This window comes from Roseixanthobacter pseudopolyaromaticivorans, assembly GCF_043195145.2.
GTDB lineage: Bacteria > Pseudomonadota > Alphaproteobacteria > Rhizobiales > Xanthobacteraceae > NCEH01.
This window is the reverse complement of sequence record NZ_CM195539.1, coordinates 4,509,525-4,526,058: the sequence shown is the minus strand read 5'-3', so window position 1 is coordinate 4,526,058 and position 16,534 is coordinate 4,509,525. Positions and strand designations below refer to the sequence as shown.

Genomic DNA, 16,534 nt, shown 5'->3' with positions numbered 1-16,534 from the left:
GCGCCGGCGCGATTTTTTGTCGATGGCAGGGACCGCGCGTGGCAGCATCGCGGCGAGGCGGGAGAGGGCCGGATCATGCATCCCATCACCAACACCAATCCCAAGCGGCAGATCAACGAGCCGGGACACCGCCGCAAGTTCCTGGTGGTGATCGACGAGACCCCGGAATGCGATCGCGCGGTCTATTACGCCAGCCGCCGCGCCGCCCGCACCGCCGCCGGGGTGGTGATGCTGGGCATTCTCGAGCTGGAAGGCGCGCGCCAGCAATGGCTCGGCATCGCCGATTTGATGCGCGCGGAGGCCACCGAGGCCATGCAGGCCCATCTCGACGATTATGCCGCCCGCGCCCGCCAGCTCGCGGGCATCGAGGCGGAAACCGTGATCCGCGAAGGCGGCAAGAGCGCCGCTTTGCTGGACCTGATCAGCGAGGATCGCGACATCGCCATCCTCGTGCTCGCCGCCGGAACCGGATCGGACGGGCCGGGGCCGCTCGTGGCTGCCGCCGCCGGCCCGCACGCGGCACGCTTTCCCATTCCCGTCACCATCGTGCCGGGCGCGCTCTCGGACGAGGAACTGGACGCCCTCGCCTGAGCCGGCCCGGAGTTGGCGGATCGAGGCCGCATGCGGCTTCCCCTGACGGAGGCCGCACTGGCCTGCCGCGGCCCTTGCTGCCACCATGACTGAACGGAAGAGGGACCGACGGTGAAATTGTTCGAGGCGCGCAAGCCCGCCACGCTGGAAAGCATCTCCTGGGTGCGCAAGGCCTTGCGGCGCCAGCTGTCGCAATTGCGCATCGGCGCGGACATCAGCGACGAGGTGGTGCTGGCCCTGGTGGAGTTGGCCACCAACACCGTCCAGCACGCTCGCCCGCCGGCGCGGGAATTTTCCGTCAGCGTGCGTCTGGAAGGCATCGTGCTCACCGCGGAGCTGGAGGATGACGGTGGCCCGTTCCTGGGCTTCGCGGCGGCGTGGGAGGCGGCGAGCCTTACCCGCGTCTCGCCCGATGCCGTCTCGGGGCGCGGCCTGCCGCTCGCCCGGCATTTCCTCGACCAGGCAAGCTACAGCGCCGGCCCGCCGAACCGGTTTCTCCTGCGCCGCCAATTGGCGCGCCGCCGGCCCCAATTGCTGGTGGTGGAGGACGAGGAAGTGCTCCTGGAGACCTATCTCGGCCTTCTGGAGCCGCATTATCGCGTGATGGCGGCGCGCGACCTGCGCAGCGCGCTGCTGCTGGCGCGCGAGACCAAGGTGGACCTCATCCTCACGGATTTTCACCTCGGCTCCGAGCCGGGCACGGCGCTGGTGACGGCGCTGGAGGAAGACCGCGACCGCCCGCCCATCCCCATCGTCATGATCACGGCGGATTCCAGCGTGCGCACCCGCGCCCTGGAGCTTGGCATCGACACCTTCCTCACCAAGCCGGTGACGCCGGACGCGCTGCTGGAAACCATCCAGCTCGCGCTCACCCGCGCGCTGCGCCAGCGGGCGCGGCTGTTCCGCTATTTCGGCACGACGCTCAGCCAATTGGTGCAGCCCAATTTGCCGGATATGCTCGGCCCGTTCGCCCTGGCACTGCTGCACGAAACCGCCGACATCGGCGGCGGCGACCTGGTGGTGCATCTGCCGCGCCCGGGGCGCGAGCGCATCGTGATGGTGGACGTCATGGGCCACGGCATCGACGCCAAGGCCGGCGCCATCGCCCATGCCGCCATGGTGCGCGCGCTGGATCTCGATCCCAGCTTGTCGCCCGGGCAATTCCTGGCCCGCTGGTCGGACCTGATCTTTGGCGAACCGGCCTTCGACGCCGCCATCGCCACCGCCCTGGTGGTGGATCTGCTGGCGGACGGGCGGGTCGAGATCGCCTCCGCCGGCCATCCCCATCCCATGATTCTCACCGCCGATTCCGCGCGCGCGGTGGTCTGCGAAGGGCCGCTCCTCGGCTTCGCCGACCAGCCGTTCTATGAAGCCGTCTGCCTGACGCTCGCGCCAGGAGAACGGCTTCTGCTCGCCACCGACGGGCTGGACCCGGTGGAACTGGCGAGCGGCGGCAATTGTCCCGACTGGCTGATCGGCGAGGTGCAGAGCCGCGCCGCCCTGCCCCTGCCGGCGGCGATCGGCCGGGCCGCTGCCCGTATCGCCGCCCGCCTCGGCCCCGACCCGCAGGACGATTGGATGCTGATCCTACTGGAGCGCGTCGATACCGACGCCGCGCAGGCTCCGCCGCCGGATGTGGAGCTGGCGGAGGCCCATCCCGCTCCCGATGCGCCGCATGGGGCGCCGAGGGACATCCCGCCCGGCCATGCCGCGCCCGGCGCGAACGCTTCCAACGGGCTGGAGCTGTCAGGGGTGGCGGCGCTAAGGCAGGCCGTGGGCCCGGCGGCGTTTCAATCCCTCGCCGGGCGGTTCGTGGAGAATGCCGCGCGCCGGTTTGAAGCGTGGGACGCGCTCGTCGATGCCGGCGACAGCGCCGCCCTTCGGCGGGAAGCCCATGCGCTGGCAGGGCTGCTGGGTCAGTTCGGCCTGGCGGGCGCTGCCGAACTTGCGCGGCAGGTGGAACATAGCCCGGATGACGCGGCGCAGCTCCGCCTTGCGCGCGCCCTTTCCGTGCAGGGGCCCCAGCAGTTGGAACTGCTGAAATCCTGGCTGAAACAGGAACCGTAGTGGGCGGCCGCAGGTCAGCGGCCGGTGGTGTTCAGCTTCGCCCTTCTCCGGCGGCATAGAGGGCGGCGATGCCCTGCCGATAGGTGGGATAGCCGAGCGTCACGCCCAGTTCGTCCTTCAGCCGGCCGTTGGCAACCCGCTTGTTGGCCGCCCAGAAGGAGAGCGCCATGGGCGTCATCTCCTGTGCCGCCTCGTCGAAGGGAATGGCAGGCGGCGGCTCCACGCCCAGCAGCGTCGCGGCGGCGAGAATCGGCTCGCCGGGCGCGGTGGGCAGATCGTCGGTCACGTTCACCACGCCGTTGAACCGACGCCTCACCGCGGCACGGATGCTGGCGCTGATATCGTCCACATGGATGCGGTTGAACACCTGGTCCGGCTTGTCGATGCGACGCGCTTCCCCCCGCGCCACCTGCACCAAAGCGTTGCGGCCGGGTCCGTAAATGCCGGCAAGCCGCAGGATCGCGACCGGCACATCGCGCGCGCCGCCGAAGCGCAGCCATTCCGCCTCGGCCGCAAGACGCCGCTCCAGGCGCGCAGAGCCGGGCTTCGGCTTGGTGCGCTCGTCCACCCAGGCGCCCTTGTGGTCACCATAAACCCCGAGGGTCGTGAGATAGACCACGGAGCGCAGATGCGCATTCGCCATCAGCGCCTTCCGACCCACGGCCAGAACCGGGTCGCCCGCCTCTCCCGGCGGGGCCGAGAGCAGCAGCACATTCGCCGTGCGCAGCGCCTGTTCGAGCGTAGCGGAGAGATGGACACCGTCGAACGGCAGGCCCGTGACCGGCAGCCCCGGCCGCGCCAGCGCGGCGAGTGCCTGCGCCCCTTCGCGCGTGCGGCTGGTGCCGATGACGCGGGAAAACAGCGCAGGCTCGCGCGCCAGAAGGGCGCGCCCGCAATATCCCAATCCCACCGCCAGCAGCGTGCTCATGCCATCGGTCATGACGCAGCCAGGCGCTTCGGGCAAGAGCCAAACGGGGCCCGCCGCCAGGCGCCCACGGTTCAGGAGAGGGTCGCCTCCCATTCCGCCCGCACCGTGGGGTCCGTGTCCGGCGCGCGCCGCGCCGCAAGCTGCGCAAACTCCGCCGCCGGCATCAGGCGGGAGAGCGCCCACACCGCCGCACCGCGCACCACCGGCGCCTCATCTTCAAGCCGGAGAAGAATGTGCGGGATGAAAGCGGGGTGCTGCGAATTTCCCATGGCGATCAGCACATTGCGCACCATGCGGGTCCGCCCGGTACGCTTGATGGGGCTTTTGGCGAATCGCACACGGAACGCCGCATCGTCCAGCGCGACCAGTTCCGCGAGGGCGGGCGCGCGATTCTCATCCCGCGCGGCCAGCTTCATCTCGCGTCCGGCCTGGGCGAACTTGTTCCAGGGGCAAGCGGCGAGGCAATCGTCGCAGCCATAGATGCGATTGCCCATAAGCGAGCGCAGATCGCGCGGGATCGGACCGGCATGCTCGATGGTGAGGTAGGAAATGCAGCGCCGCGCATCGATGCGATAGGGCGCGGGGAAAGCGGCTGTGGGGCAGGCATCGAGGCAGGCGCGGCAATGGCCGCAATGGTCGCTTTCGGGCGTATCCACCGGCAGATCGAGCGTGGTGGCGATGGCGCCGAGGAACAGCCAGGAGCCGCGCGCCCGCGACACCAGATTGGTGTGCTTGCCCTGCCAGCCGAGGCCCGCCGCCTGGGCGAGGGGCTTTTCCATCAGCGGCGCGGTATCCACGAACACCTTCACATCGCCGCAGCCGGCTTTTGCGAGCAGCGCGCGGGCGATGCGCTTGAGCTTCGCCTTGATCAGCTCGTGATAATCCTCGCCCCGCGCATAGACCGAAATGACGCCGCCCGTACGCTGCGCCAGCGCGGCGCGCGGGTCCTCGTCCGGCCCATAATTGAGGCCGAGCATTACCACGGTGCGCACCGCGCCCCATAGGGTGCGGGCGTGCGCCCGACGGTCCAGGGTCTCGGCCATCCATCCCATGTCGCCATGGCTTCCCTCCGCCACCCATTGGCGCAGGCGAGGGCCCGCAGCCGAGGCGGCGTCGGGATCGGCGATGCCGAAGGCGTCGAACCCCTCGGCGAGGGCGAGGGCGTGCAGATGCGCTTTGAGAGCCGCCCAATCCGGGGGCGTCTCCACCGTCGAAGCCTTCTCGCCGATGTGGGGAAGGGCTGGGAGGGGGATGGTGCCGGTCATAGGAAGCGGCATGGGACGGGGGGAAGAGGATTTCCCGCTCCGGCGAGCGGGGGCTTATCCTGTCCGGTCAGAAATCCAGGTCTGCATAGGTGCTAGAGGCCGGCATGCCGGGAATGGAATCGTTCAGCAGGCCGCGAAAGGTCGGGCGCGATTTCAGCCGCGCGTACCAGGCCTTTGCGTCCTCGTCCTCGTCCCACGGCACATCGCCCAGATAATCGGCCACCGAAAGATGCGCGGCAGCGGCAAGGTCGGCATGGCTCATGCGCTCTCCGGCCAGCCAATTGCGGCCTTTCGCTAGCCAGCCGATGTATTTGAGATGGTAGCGCAGATTGGTGCGCGCCGCACGCAGCGCCTGGGCGTCGGGCGGTCCGCCGCCTTGATCGGACTTCATATAGCGCTTGTAGATCCGCTCGCGCACCAGATGCTCGGTGCTTTCCAGAAACAGCTTGTCGTTGAACCAAGCCACAAGGCGCCGCACTTCCACGCGCCCCGCCGGGTCTTCCGGCAACAGGCGGCGGTCAGCGAGGGCAAGGCCGCGCGTCTCGTCGAGATATTCGGCGATGATGCTGGCGCCGGGAACGGAAGGCGCCTGCTGCTCCACCATCACCGGCGTTTCGCCGGCGGGGTTCAGCGCCAGAAACTCCGGCCGGCGCTCCCACACGCGCACTTCCGCGAGCTCCGGCTCGATGCCGTATTCGGCAAGCAGGAGGCGCACGAAACGCGAATGGGGACAGAAAGGATGATGGTACAGATGCATGTCTGGGGGATTTCGCCGCTGCGGCTGATCCCCGGTCTAGATCGGTTCTCGCAGTGCCGCAAGACCGAATGGCGGCCCGCCCTGTGGCAATAGGGCCACATGGTGAACCAAACCAAACTCCTGACCTTAGGTCCACCCAAGCGCCGACGGGCGCTTTTGCATTGCACCGGTTAAGCGAAAATTTCAGGATGCCGCCGCTTCATGGCCCCTGGCCATTTCCCTTCACGCCCGGACTCCCGCGCCATGACCCTCGGCACCATGCTCGAAGCCCTGTTCCTCGGCCTCCTGGAAGGATTCACCGAGTTCATCCCGGTATCCTCCACCGCGCACCTGCTGTTGGCCGGGCATTTTCTGGGCTTCGAGAGCACGGGCAAGACGTTCGAGGTGCTGATCCAGCTCGGTGCCGTGCTGGCCATCCTCACGGTCTATTTCCAGCGGTTCCTAAAGGTGGCGGTGGCGCTGCCCACCAGCCCCGGCGCGCGGCGCTTCGTGCTCGGCGTGCTGATCGCCTTCCTGCCGGCGGCGGTGATCGGGGCCGCGCTGCACGGCTTCATCAAGGCGGTGCTGTTCGAAAGCCCGATGCTGATCTGCTTCACGCTGATCTTCGGCGGCATCGTGCTGCTGTTCGTGGATCGCATCGTGCCGGAGCCGCGCTACAACAACGCCATGGGCTTCCCGCCCCTGCTGGCACTGAAGATCGGCTTCTTCCAGTGCCTCGCCATGATTCCCGGCATGTCGCGCTCGGGCTCCACCATCGTCGGCGCCATGCTGATGGGCGTGGACAAGCGGGCGGCGGCGGAATTCTCCTTCTTCCTCGCCCTGCCGACCATGTTCGGCGCGTTCGTCTACGATCTCTACAAGAGCCGCAACATGCTCTCGCTGGACGATGGGCTGCTGATCGTCATCGGCTTCGTCGCGGCCTTCTGCGCCGCGGTGCTGGTGGTGCGCTCGCTGCTCGATTTCGTCTCCCGCCACGGCTATGCGGTGTTCGGCTGGTGGCGGATCATCGTGGGCGTGGCGGGCCTTATCGGTCTCGCCATCGTCCATTGAAGGGTTAGCGCGCCCCTCTTTCGGCCTCAGAAGTCGGAGGCGATGCCACCGACTTCCCAATCCCCATAGCGCACGGGCTCGGTGCCGCCGCGCCCGTTCACCTCCTTCGGCATGGATTTGGCGACCGCGTCGATCGCCGCGCGCCGTTCCGCAGCCTCGGCCAAGGCGCGCTGCGCTGCGGGGGTGAGGGGCTTTCCAGGTGCGCTGCCTGGCGCCTTGGTCTCAGCTTCGGTCATGCGCGTCTTCCTCACGTCATAAGCAGGGCGCCTATGGTGCATCCCCGCTGGCGTCCTTGCCCCTCGTCCTGAGGCATGCTAGCGACCCGCCACCTCGCATGGGGACGAGGACCAGCCTCAAGGGAGACGAGCATGGCGACTCAAAATGGCAGCCCGGCGGACAATGTGGCGCCTTCGCTCAATGTCCTCGCGCAATATATCAAGGATCTCTCGTTCGAGAATCCCAACGCCCCGAATTCGCTGGCGAGCCCCGCCGGCCAGCCGGACGTGAGCGTGCAGATCAACGTCAACGCACGCCCGCTCGCGAACAACGAGTTCGAAGTCGAGCTGAAGGTGGACGGCAAGGCCTCGGTGCAGGGCAACACCATGTTCGCCTTCGACCTGACCTATGGCGGCATCTTCCGCATTCAGGGCATTCCCGAGCAGAGCCTCCAGCCGGTGGTGCTCATCGAGTGCCCGCGCCTTCTGTTCCCCTTCGCCCGCCAGATCGTGGCGGACGCGGTGCGCAACGGCGGCTTCCCGCCCCTGATGATCGATCCCGTGGACTTCGCCAGCCTCTATCAGCAGCGCATGATGGCCGAAGCCCAGCGCCTGCAGCCGGTCGGCCAGGCCTGAGGATTTCCAAGCGGGGTGAGGGCTTTCGCTGATCGCGGCGGAGCCCTCACCCCAATCCTCTCCCCGTGGGGGAGAGGGAGATTTCTGAGAGGGTTCGCGGCGCCGGACGCCCGGAGCTTCAGCCTCGCATGGCCTCTTCGGCCCGCACTTCGTCCACGAGATATTGCGCCCAAAGCGCCTTGTCGCCCATCTGTTCGATGAAAGCGCGATGGACCGCGTGTTCCTCCTGCGTAAGGCGAGGGGCGAGGGGAACCGGCCGCATGCGCGCGGCGATCACGGTTTCCGCCATCAGGCGCGGCGCGGCGCCGCCGGTCTCTTCCACGAGCCCGACCAGCATCGCCTGCCGGCCGCCCAGCAATTCGCTATAAACTTCCGCCAGCAGCTCGGCATCCAGCAAGGCGCCATGCTTCACGCGGCGCGAGCTGTCGATGCCGTACCGGTTCATCAGCACGTCGAGGCTGTTCTGCGCGCCGGGATGCTTGCGCCGCGCCAAGGCGAGCGTATCCACCACGCGGTCGCGCGCGATGACGGGGCGGCCGGCGCGGGTGAGTTCCGCATTCAGAAAGCCGATGTCAAACGCCGCGTTGTGGATCACCAAAGTGTCGTCGGCGATGAAATCGAGAAAGGCGTCCGCCACCTCGGCGAATTTCGGCTTGTCGGAAAGAAACTCGGCGGACAGGCCGTGGACGTTGAACGCCTCCACCGGCATGTCCCGTTCCGGGTTGATATAAACGTGATAGACCGTGCCAGTGAGGATGCGGTTGACCATTTCCACGCAGCCGATTTCAACCAGCCGGTCGTCCTTATTGGCGTCGAGGCCGGTGGTTTCGGTGTCGAGGACGATTTCCCGCATGGTCTTTTCCGCTCACTTCCCCGCCTGAGGCCGCCGGCCCGGCCCGCTCAGCGCGCGCACGATGCCGCGCACCTGATGGCCGGCGCTCTCGAACCCACGCCCCGTATCGATCAGGAAATGGGCCCGGGCGCGCTTCTGCGAATCAGGCATCTGCTTGGCCAGGATGGTGGCAAAACGCTCCGGCGTCATGCCGGGGCGTTCCAGCACCCGCGCTTCCTGCACATCTTCCGGTGCGCTCACCACCGCCACCGCATCGACGCGCTTTTCGCCGCCGGTCTCGAACAGCAAGGGGATATCGAGCACCACGAGCCGCGCACCCGCCGCCCGCGCCCGGTCGAGGAAGGCAATCTCCTGCCCTCGCACGAGGGGATGAACGATGGATTCCAGCCGCTTCATCGCCTCTGCGTCGCCGAGCACGCGGGCGGAGAGGGAGGGACGGTCGATGGCGCCGTCCTTCGTCACGCCGGGAAAGGTGGCCTCCACCGGCGCGACGGCGTCCCCGCGATAGAGCGCATGCACGGCCGCGTCGGCGTCATACACCGGCACGCCTTCCGCCCGGAACAAGCCGGCGGTGGCGGATTTTCCCATGCCGATGGAGCCGGTGAGGCCGAGAATCCACATGGATCAGGCCTCCAGCTGGCCCTTGGCGCGCAAGTCGGCGACGATCAGCTCGCGCAGCGGCGCATCAACCTCCGGCCGCACGCCGAACCAGCGCTCAAAGCCCGGCACGCCCTGGTGCAGCAGCATACCGAGCCCGTCCACGATGCGATGTCCGCGCGCCCGTGCGGCCTTCAGCAAGGGCGTCTCCAGCGGCACATAGACCGCGTCCGTCACCACCGCATCGGCTTTCAGGGGCGAAAAATCGAGGTCGAGCGGCGGGTGTCCCTTCATGCCGAGCGAGGTGGTGTTCACCAGCAAAGCCGCATCCGCCAGTGGCGCGGCGATCTCGCCGAGGCCGATCGGCACCACGCGCGACCCGAACTGCTCCGCCAGCGCCTGCGCGCGCTCCAACGTGCGGTTGGCAAGCCAGAGCTTCTCCACGCCGCGCGACAAAAGCCCATGGACGATGGCCCGCGAGGCACCGCCCGCACCGAGCACCAGCACCGGCCCGCCGGCCGCGTCCCAGCCCGGCGCGCCGGCATCGAGATTGGCCAAGAACCCGTAAACGTCAGTATTGCCGCCGTGGAGACGCCTGTCCTCGAACCACAGCGTGTTCACCGCCCCGAGCGCGCGGGCGGTCTCATCCGCCTCGGCCACGGCACGAAACGCGATTTCCTTGTTCGGCGCGGTCACATTGCCGCCGGCATAACCGCGCGCGGCGAAGTTCGCGTAGAAGGCCGCGGCTTCCTCCGGTGGGACATCCTCGCGGCCATAGGTGCCGGAGAGTCCGTGCTTTTCCAGCCAATAGCCATGCAGCATGGGCGAGCGGGAATAGGCCACGGGATGGCCGCTGATGCACAATTTCACGCTCACAACAGCACGCCCTCATCCCGCAGAAATCCCAGCAGCGGCAACAGCGGCAGGCCGAGAATGGTGAAATGATCGCCCTCGATGGCCGCGAACAGGTTCACGCCCAGCCCTTCCAGCTGATAGCCGCCAACGCTGGTGAGCACGGACGGCCCGGCGGCATCCAGATAGGCGTCGAGCGCGGTATCTGAGAGGGGCCGCATGGTCAGCCGCGCCGTTTGAACCGTCTCGAAAACAACCTCCTCGTCCTGCACCACCGCTACGGCCGAATGCAGCGCATGGGTGCGGCCGGCGAGGCGGGACAGCTGCGCGCGAGCGCTCTCCCGATCCTTCGGCTTGTGGAACACCACACCGCCCAGCGCCAGGGTCTGATCGGCGCCGACCACCAGGCGATCGGCATCAAGCTTGCGGGCGCCAGCGAAGGCTTTGGCGCGGGCGAGCATGCGAGCGACGTCGTCCGGCCCGGCCTCACAGGCCGGCGCGGCAGTCTCGATCGCGCGCTCGTCCACCTCGCCGTCCACCAGATCCACCGGCAGGCCTGCGGCTTCCAGCAAGGCGCGCCGGGTTGTGCTGCGCGAGGCCAGCGCGAGAGGATGGAGGCCGCGCCAGAGAGTCATGGCCGGATCGTCCGCTCAGGTTTCGACGATGGCGCGGCGGCGCCGTTCGGAGAGATGGCCGATAATCGCCGCCGCCGTCTCCTCGATGGAGCGGCGGGATACGTCGATCAGCGGCCAGCCATGCCGCGCGCACAGGCGCCGCGACAGCGCGAGCTCCTCGGAGACCGCCTCGCGGTCCACATAAGCCGTGTTGGGGCTCGCGGCATTCAGCCCCAGGAGACGGTTCTGGCGGATCTCGACGATTCGCTCCGCGCTCGCGACAAGGCCGACGATGAGCGGCTTCTTCAGCCGTTCCAGGCCCGGCGGCAGCGGAACATTGGGCACCAGCGGGATATTGGCGGTCTTGATGCCGCGATTGGCGAGATAGATGGAGGTGGGGGTCTTCGAGGTGCGCGATACGCCGAGCAGCACCACGTCCGCCTGCTCCAGATCGTCGGTCATGTGACCGTCGTCATGCATGACGGTAAAATTGAGCGCGTCGATGCGCTTGAAATAGGTGGCATCCAACGCGTGCTGGCCGCCGACGCGGGGCTGGGGCTCGCCGCCGAGATAGGATTGGAACATCTGCACCACTGGCGCCAGCACCGAGAGGAACGGCACGCCGAGTTCGCGGCAGCGCTCCTTCAGCCGCTCGCGGACTTCCTTGTCCACCAGCGTGTAGAGCACGATGCCGGGATTGTTCTCGATGTCGATCAATACCCGCTCCAGCTGCTTCATGGAGCGCACGAGCGGGTACACATGCTCGATCGGCAGCACGTTGGCATATTGGGCGCAAGCGGCGCGGCCCACGTTGATCAGCGTCTCGCCGGTGGCATCCGACACGAGGTGCAGATGGAAATAGCTTTCATTGGGAACGCGCGGTGCCGTCACGTCATATCCTGCCACTTATCCACCGGCCTGTGGACGGTCGGTGCAGAAACGCACGCCCGAACGGGTCATGCAAGGCCGGCGAAAGAGTCATGGGCATCATCGTCCACAATTGAACCCGTGGGGACGCATTCAAAGGCACCCTCTGTGGGCTTGTGGGGAAATCTCCCGGCGCGGGGCGATTTACCTTTTGTTAACGATTGTTGGCCGGCTCAGCGCGATGGGTGCGCCGACGTGTCAGCCTGTGGACCGGTTGTCGACGGCGCTGCGAATAGTTAATCAACCGTTAAGACATAAAAGACTCTCTCTTAAATAAGATTCCTTTTTAGATAGTTGGAGCGGGATGACGAACAGCGCGGCGCAGCCTTCCCCCTTTCTCGCCGTGCTCGATGGCGTGCCCCAGGCCATTCCTCCGCTCTGGATGATGCGGCAAGCCGGGCGCTATCTGCCCGAGTACCGTGCCGTTCGTGCGACAGCCGGCGATTTCCTCACCCTGTGCTACACGCCCAAGCTCGCCGCCGAGGTGACGCTTCAGCCGATCCGGCGCTTCGCCTTCGACGCGGCGATCATTTTTTCCGACATTCTGGTCATTCCCCACGCACTTGGGGTGGATGTGCGCTTCGAGGCCGGCGAGGGTCCGCGGCTGGAGCCGGTGACGAGCGGCGCGGCGATCGCGGGGCTGCGCGGCGCGCTCGACCCTGATCGCGTCCAGCCGGTCTATGAGGCGCTTTCGCTGGTGAAAGCGGCCCTGCCCCGTGAAACCGCGCTGATCGGCTTCTGCGGGGCGCCCTGGACGGTTGCGACCTATATGGTGGCCGGGCAAGGCACCGACGACCAGGGGCCGGCGCGTTTGCTCGCCCTGCGCGACCCCGAGCTGTTCCAGTCGCTGATCGACGTGCTGGTGGAGATGTCCATCGCCCATCTCAACGGGCAGATTTCCGCCGGCGCGGACGCGGTGCAGATTTTCGACACCTGGTCCGGCGTGCTCGATCCGGCCTCGTTCGAGCGCTGGTGCGCCAAGCCCCTGGCGCGCATCGTCGCGGGGGTGCGGGCGGTGCATCCCGAAGCGCGGATCATCTCCTTCCCCAAGGGGGCGACCATGGAGGCGCTGGAAAAGCTCGCTGCCCTGGGCCTCAACGGCATCGGCCTCGACTGGAGCGCGGATCGGCACGTTGCACGGCAACGGCTTGGGGATAAAGTTGCCCTCCAAGGCAATCTTGACCCCTTGCGCCTGATTGCCGGCGGACCTCAGCTCGATGAGGAAATCTTCAATATTCGCAGGGATTTTGCAGGCGCACGGCACATCTTCAACCTGGGACACGGAATCAAGCCGGAGACCCCGATCGCGCATGTGGAAAACCTTGTGGAAAAGGTGCGGATAAGCCTGTGATCATCCGGTGCGCAAGCGGACGGGCGGCCGAGGGCGGAAGCTGACATGCTCTATCTCTGGATCAAGGCGCTGCACGTGATGGCGGTCATCTCCTGGATGGCCTCGCTGTTCTATCTGCCGCGCCTGTTCGTCTATCATTGCGACGCGCCGAAGGGCTCGGCCCAATCCGAGACGTTCAAGGTGATGGAGCGCCGCCTGCTGAAGGCGATCTCCAATCCGGCCATGATCGTGACCTGGCTGGCGGGCGGATTCCTGATCTATGAAGGCGGCTGGATTTCCTCGCCCTGGCTGCATGCCAAGTTGGTTCTGGTGCTTGCCCTGTCCGCTTTCCACGGGGAATGCGCGAAATGGACGAGGGCGTTCGCTGAGGACCGCAACACGCGGAGCGCCAGATTTTACCGTATCGCCAACGAGGTGCCGACGGTTCTGATGATCGGCATCGTGATCCTTGTGATCGTTAAGCCTTTTTGATGAGCCGGCGGGCGTCAACGGGGCTTGCATAAAGGGCGGCGATTCCGGTATTGTTCTTTTGCTTTCCTAAACGCAGGCAACGCGCGTTTCGTTTTTACGGCCACGTCATGGGGCCGATACGGAACGTCAGGTGAGATCCCGGTATCCCGGTGTTTCCTGAAGATCTGCGATTCCCCGCCCCTTCCATCTGCCCGGCTTTGGTTCACGAAGCCGCCGGCCCAATTCAAGATTTCGAGGCTTTCCCATATGCGGGAAGTGAAACTCCAGGATCTCAAGTCCAAAACGCCCGTCGAACTTCTCGCCTTCGCTGAAGAAAACGAGGTCGAAAACGCGAGCACCCTGCGCAAGCAGGAATTGATGTTCGCGATTTTGAAGCAACTCGCCGCCAGCGAAACTGAGATTATCGGCGAAGGCGTCGTCGAAGTGCTGCAGGATGGCTTCGGCTTTCTGCGTTCGCCCGATGCCAATTATCTCCCTGGCCCTGACGACATCTATGTCTCGCCCTCCCAGATCCGCCGCTTCGGCCTGCGGACCGGCGACACGGTCAACGGCCAGATCCGCAGCCCCAAAGAGGGCGAGCGGTATTTCGCGCTTCTCAAGGTCAACACGATTAATTTCGAAGACCCCGAGAAGACCAGGCACAAGATCAATTTCGACAATCTCACGCCGCTGTATCCCGATGAGCGCCTGAAGCTGGAATTCGAGGATTCCTCCAAGAAGGACTATTCGGCGCGCATCATCGACATCGTCTCGCCCATCGGCAAAGGCCAGCGCGGGCTGATCGTCGCCCCGCCGCGCACCGGCAAGACGGTGCTGTTGCAGAACATCGCCAAGTCGATCACCGCCAACCATCCGGAATGCTTTCTCATCGTGCTGCTCATCGACGAGCGTCCCGAGGAAGTCACCGACATGCAGCGCTCGGTGAAGGGCGAGGTGATCTCCTCCACCTTCGACGAACCGGCTTCGCGCCACGTCCAGGTCGCCGAAATGGTGATCGAGAAGGCCAAGCGCCTCGTGGAACATGGCCGCGACGTGGTGATCCTGCTGGATTCCATCACCCGCCTCGGCCGCGCCTACAACACGGTGGTCCCCTCCTCCGGCAAGGTTCTGACCGGCGGCGTGGACGCCAACGCCCTCCAGCGGCCCAAGCGCTTCTTCGGCGCGGCCCGCAATATCGAGGAAGGCGGATCGCTCACCATCATCGCGACGGCGCTCATCGACACCGGATCGCGCATGGACGAAGTGATCTTCGAAGAGTTCAAGGGCACCGGCAATTCGGAAGTCATCCTGGACCGCAAGGTGTCCGACAAGCGGGTCTTCCCCGCCATCGACATCACGCGTTCCGGCACCCGCAAGGAAGAACTTCTGGTTCCGGCCGATGTTCTCAAGAAGATGTATGTGCTGCGGCGTATCCTCAATCCCATGGGTACGGTGGATGCTATCGAATTCCTTATGGATAAGCTGCGCCAGACCAAGACCAATCAGGATTTCTTCGATTCGATGAACACCTGATCGGAACGTTCAGGACGTTGGAAATCCGATAGGCCAAGAATCAGCCGCACAGCCTGCGGCTGATTTTTTTTGAGTTCGGCCGCTCAAGCTTGACCATTGATTTACCCTGATCTCTGCCGATGATATCGCTATAACTTGGCGATCCAAATGGCCCGTGGGTTTTGGGAAGTGGCGGTTCGATGCTTGATCCGGTGATCCAGCGGGAAGAGGTGCGCCGCCGTGCCCGGGTACGGCGCGTGTTGCTGGATTCCTCGTTCGTGGTGGCGGATCCGGCACCGCTCGGAATTCACCGCGTGATGGCGCAATACGCCGTCCATGGCGAATGCATCGCCGCCGCAGCGGGGGTCGACTTCCAATTGGTGGAGTGCACGCAGGAGGGCGGTTTCGCCCGGCGGATCACGCCGCTCGTCGGTGTCCCGGAACAACCGACAGCGCCATCGTCTTCGCTTGCGGCGCGCGTCGCCACCCGCGTCAGCCTGGAAGTTCTGCGCTACGTCAGCCATGTGCTGTCGACCGGAAGCCGGTTCCTTGCCAGCTTGGTGCCGGCGGCGCCGCTGAAGCGGGGCAGCGCATGGCTGGCGCGGATCATGGACGGGCTTGTGCCTGCGGTGCGCGCGTCGCTCGTGCCGGCTCCGGCGCGCGGCGAGGCGATCGCCTTTGCGCCGGGGGATGTGCTGTTCTGCGCGGGCTTCTGGCACGAAATGGATTTCAGCCTCTATCGGCGAGCCGCTGCCGCCGGCGCGGAAATCGTGTTTCTGGTCCACGACATTCTGCCGGCGCTCATGCCGACCTATTATCAATATCCTTGGCGGCAGAAGTTTCAGAACGCCCTCGTCCAGGCGCTCGAACTTGGCGGGCACTTTTATGCGGTTTCCGCCCAGAGCCTGAACGACCTGCGCGATTTCGCCCTCTGGCGCGACATGCCCATCAGCGGTTCCGTGGCCTATAACGGCTTTGATCCGCGGGACGAGCGCGTGGCGGCCGCCGCCGATGTCATGAGCGAAGCGCAACGCGCCCTCCTGGAGCAGCAGCCCTGGCTCATGGTCGGCACAGTGGAGCCGAAGAAGGGCCATCGCGATGCGGTGGCGGCATTCGAGCGGCTGTGGCGGGACGGCTACGACCGGCCCCTGGTCATCATCGGCCGCCGTGGCTGGATGAGCGAGGACATGCTCGAGATCATCTGCGGTTCACCCTGGTACGGCCAGAAGCTGTTCTGGTACCGGGACCTCGGAGACGCCGCCGTCGCCGCGCATTATGCCGGCGCGCATGCGCTGCTGTTTCCCTCGCTCGCGGAGGGCTTCGGGCTGCCGCCCCTGGAAGCTGCCACGCGCGGGCTGCCGGTGCTCTCGCGCGACATACCCGTTGTCCGCGAAGTGCTGGGGAGTGCGGGCTGCTATTTCTCCGGCATGCCAGAGATGCTGGATGCGATCCTCTCGCTCGAAGACCCGGCCGCCCATGCTGCAGCGCGGTATCGCCTCTCGCGCCTCACCTGGTATTCCTGGCGGACGATGGTCGAACGGGTGATGGAAGATCTGCTGCTGTCCGCATCGGCGCGGCAACAGGGGCTCGACCTGCTGGCGGGGTTGCCGCGCGTTCCCGTGATGGGCGGGCAGGACGATCTCCGGGTGGCGAACCAGCCGGACGTGCGGTTCGCCGACGCCGGCTGAGATACCCGTATCAGCTGCATTTACAACCAGAACTCGCCTTAAGGTTGATCGATTCAGAGCCTTTCTGGCGGCAAAATCGGGGTTCGGACGAACCTTTCCTCATCCGAACAAAAAGTGGCGCCCAGCGCCTCAGGAATCGATTCTAGAGGCATCGTCTTTTTTACACGGCCGAAAATTCCGG

The 16,534-nt window shown here is 66.1% G+C and carries 17 protein-coding genes; 8 read left to right on the top strand and 9 right to left on the bottom strand.

Annotated features, from left to right (window positions below; all coding sequences use genetic code 11):
* Positions 1-75 precede the first annotated feature (75 nt).
* Entirely contained in the window at positions 76-591 is a 516-nt protein-coding gene (locus V5F68_RS21065; protein WP_394015440.1) for a universal stress protein, read from the top strand.
* Between the two features lie 111 nt (positions 592-702).
* Complete coding sequence (locus tag V5F68_RS21060) at positions 703-2,658, top strand: SpoIIE family protein phosphatase (protein WP_394015441.1); 1,956 nt, start codon at positions 703-705, stop codon at positions 2,656-2,658.
* Between the two features lie 31 nt (positions 2,659-2,689).
* Here V5F68_RS21060 and V5F68_RS21055 read toward each other — a convergent pair whose 3' ends face one another.
* From V5F68_RS21055 to V5F68_RS21045, 3 genes are all read right to left on the bottom strand, one after another.
* Positions 2,690-3,598: a Rossmann-fold NAD(P)-binding domain-containing protein gene (locus tag V5F68_RS21055; RefSeq protein ID WP_394100492.1), complete on the bottom strand. Its 909-nt coding sequence runs from the start codon at positions 3,596-3,598 to the stop codon at positions 2,690-2,692.
* A 59-nt stretch (positions 3,599-3,657) separates the two neighbouring features.
* Positions 3,658-4,851, bottom strand: coding sequence for a tRNA epoxyqueuosine(34) reductase QueG (gene queG, locus V5F68_RS21050; protein ID WP_394015443.1), 1,194 nt, complete (start codon positions 4,849-4,851; stop codon positions 3,658-3,660).
* Between the two features lie 67 nt (positions 4,852-4,918).
* A complete protein-coding gene (locus V5F68_RS21045; protein ID WP_394015444.1) occupies positions 4,919-5,608 on the bottom strand; it encodes a glutathione S-transferase family protein in 690 nt (229 codons plus the stop codon).
* A 243-nt stretch (positions 5,609-5,851) separates the two neighbouring features.
* Between V5F68_RS21045 and V5F68_RS21040 the strand changes: the two genes are divergently transcribed.
* Entirely contained in the window at positions 5,852-6,658 is an 807-nt protein-coding gene (locus tag V5F68_RS21040) for an undecaprenyl-diphosphate phosphatase (RefSeq protein WP_348845774.1), read from the top strand.
* Between the two features lie 26 nt (positions 6,659-6,684).
* On the opposite strand, the gene V5F68_RS21035 is transcribed toward V5F68_RS21040, so the two are convergent.
* Entirely contained in the window at positions 6,685-6,894 is a 210-nt protein-coding gene (locus tag V5F68_RS21035) for a DUF1674 domain-containing protein (RefSeq protein ID WP_394015445.1), read from the bottom strand.
* 132 nt (positions 6,895-7,026) lie between these two features.
* Here V5F68_RS21035 and secB point away from each other — a divergent pair, with 132 nt between their 5' ends.
* A complete protein-coding gene (gene secB, locus V5F68_RS21030; protein WP_348845776.1) occupies positions 7,027-7,509 on the top strand; it encodes a protein-export chaperone SecB in 483 nt (160 codons plus the stop codon).
* Between the two features lie 118 nt (positions 7,510-7,627).
* On the opposite strand, the gene dnaQ is transcribed toward secB, so the two are convergent.
* From dnaQ to V5F68_RS21005, 5 genes are read right to left on the bottom strand one after another with little or no spacing between them, the layout of a single operon-like run.
* A complete protein-coding gene (dnaQ, locus tag V5F68_RS21025; RefSeq protein ID WP_394015446.1) occupies positions 7,628-8,362 on the bottom strand; it encodes a DNA polymerase III subunit epsilon in 735 nt (244 codons plus the stop codon).
* Positions 8,363-8,374: 12 nt separating this feature from the next.
* Positions 8,375-8,983 carry a dephospho-CoA kinase gene (gene coaE / locus V5F68_RS21020; protein WP_394015447.1) on the bottom strand — a complete coding sequence of 203 codons (609 nt, stop codon included), beginning with the start codon at positions 8,981-8,983 and terminating at the stop codon, positions 8,375-8,377.
* A gap of 3 nt (positions 8,984-8,986) precedes the next feature.
* A complete protein-coding gene (locus tag V5F68_RS21015; RefSeq protein ID WP_394015448.1) occupies positions 8,987-9,835 on the bottom strand; it encodes a shikimate dehydrogenase in 849 nt (282 codons plus the stop codon).
* On the bottom strand, positions 9,832-10,446 hold the full coding sequence (locus V5F68_RS21010) for a Maf family protein (protein WP_394015449.1): 615 nt from the start codon (positions 10,444-10,446) through the stop codon (positions 9,832-9,834). The genes V5F68_RS21015 and V5F68_RS21010 overlap by 4 nt, the downstream gene beginning before the upstream one ends.
* A gap of 15 nt (positions 10,447-10,461) precedes the next feature.
* Positions 10,462-11,316 carry a pyruvate, water dikinase regulatory protein gene (locus tag V5F68_RS21005; RefSeq protein ID WP_394015450.1) on the bottom strand — a complete coding sequence of 285 codons (855 nt, stop codon included), beginning with the start codon at positions 11,314-11,316 and terminating at the stop codon, positions 10,462-10,464.
* A 340-nt stretch (positions 11,317-11,656) separates the two neighbouring features.
* Between V5F68_RS21005 and hemE the strand changes: the two genes are divergently transcribed.
* From hemE to V5F68_RS20985, 4 genes are all read left to right on the top strand, one after another.
* The gene (gene hemE, locus V5F68_RS21000) at positions 11,657-12,703 is read left to right on the top strand and encodes a uroporphyrinogen decarboxylase (protein ID WP_394015451.1); all 1,047 of its coding nucleotides are present in this window, start codon (positions 11,657-11,659) and stop codon (positions 12,701-12,703) included.
* Between the two features lie 45 nt (positions 12,704-12,748).
* Positions 12,749-13,174: a protoporphyrinogen oxidase HemJ gene (gene hemJ / locus V5F68_RS20995; RefSeq protein WP_394015452.1), complete on the top strand. Its 426-nt coding sequence runs from the start codon at positions 12,749-12,751 to the stop codon at positions 13,172-13,174.
* Between the two features lie 246 nt (positions 13,175-13,420).
* The gene (rho, locus tag V5F68_RS20990) at positions 13,421-14,686 is read left to right on the top strand and encodes a transcription termination factor Rho (RefSeq protein ID WP_348845784.1); all 1,266 of its coding nucleotides are present in this window, start codon (positions 13,421-13,423) and stop codon (positions 14,684-14,686) included.
* A 179-nt stretch (positions 14,687-14,865) separates the two neighbouring features.
* Complete coding sequence (locus tag V5F68_RS20985) at positions 14,866-16,353, top strand: glycosyltransferase (protein WP_394015453.1); 1,488 nt, start codon at positions 14,866-14,868, stop codon at positions 16,351-16,353.
* The last annotated feature ends 181 nt before the right edge of the window (positions 16,354-16,534 follow it).

Coding starts and splice junctions, on each gene's coding strand:
- V5F68_RS21065 (WP_394015440.1), top strand. CDS start 76: ATGCATCCCATCACCAACACCAATCCCAAGCGGCAGATCAACGAGCCG.
- V5F68_RS21055 (WP_394100492.1), bottom strand. CDS start 3,598: ATGACCGATGGCATGAGCACGCTGCTGGCGGTGGGATTGGGATATTGC.
- queG (WP_394015443.1), bottom strand. CDS start 4,851: ATGACCGGCACCATCCCCCTCCCAGCCCTTCCCCACATCGGCGAGAAG.
- V5F68_RS21045 (WP_394015444.1), bottom strand. CDS start 5,608: ATGCATCTGTACCATCATCCTTTCTGTCCCCATTCGCGTTTCGTGCGC.
- V5F68_RS21040 (WP_348845774.1), top strand. CDS start 5,852: ATGACCCTCGGCACCATGCTCGAAGCCCTGTTCCTCGGCCTCCTGGAA.
- V5F68_RS21035 (WP_394015445.1), bottom strand. CDS start 6,894: ATGACCGAAGCTGAGACCAAGGCGCCAGGCAGCGCACCTGGAAAGCCC.
- secB (WP_348845776.1), top strand. CDS start 7,027: ATGGCGACTCAAAATGGCAGCCCGGCGGACAATGTGGCGCCTTCGCTC.
- dnaQ (WP_394015446.1), bottom strand. CDS start 8,362: ATGCGGGAAATCGTCCTCGACACCGAAACCACCGGCCTCGACGCCAAT.
- coaE (WP_394015447.1), bottom strand. CDS start 8,983: ATGTGGATTCTCGGCCTCACCGGCTCCATCGGCATGGGAAAATCCGCC.
- V5F68_RS21010 (WP_394015449.1), bottom strand. CDS start 10,446: ATGACTCTCTGGCGCGGCCTCCATCCTCTCGCGCTGGCCTCGCGCAGC.
- hemE (WP_394015451.1), top strand. CDS start 11,657: ATGACGAACAGCGCGGCGCAGCCTTCCCCCTTTCTCGCCGTGCTCGAT.
- hemJ (WP_394015452.1), top strand. CDS start 12,749: ATGCTCTATCTCTGGATCAAGGCGCTGCACGTGATGGCGGTCATCTCC.
- rho (WP_348845784.1), top strand. CDS start 13,421: ATGCGGGAAGTGAAACTCCAGGATCTCAAGTCCAAAACGCCCGTCGAA.
- V5F68_RS20985 (WP_394015453.1), top strand. CDS start 14,866: ATGCTTGATCCGGTGATCCAGCGGGAAGAGGTGCGCCGCCGTGCCCGG.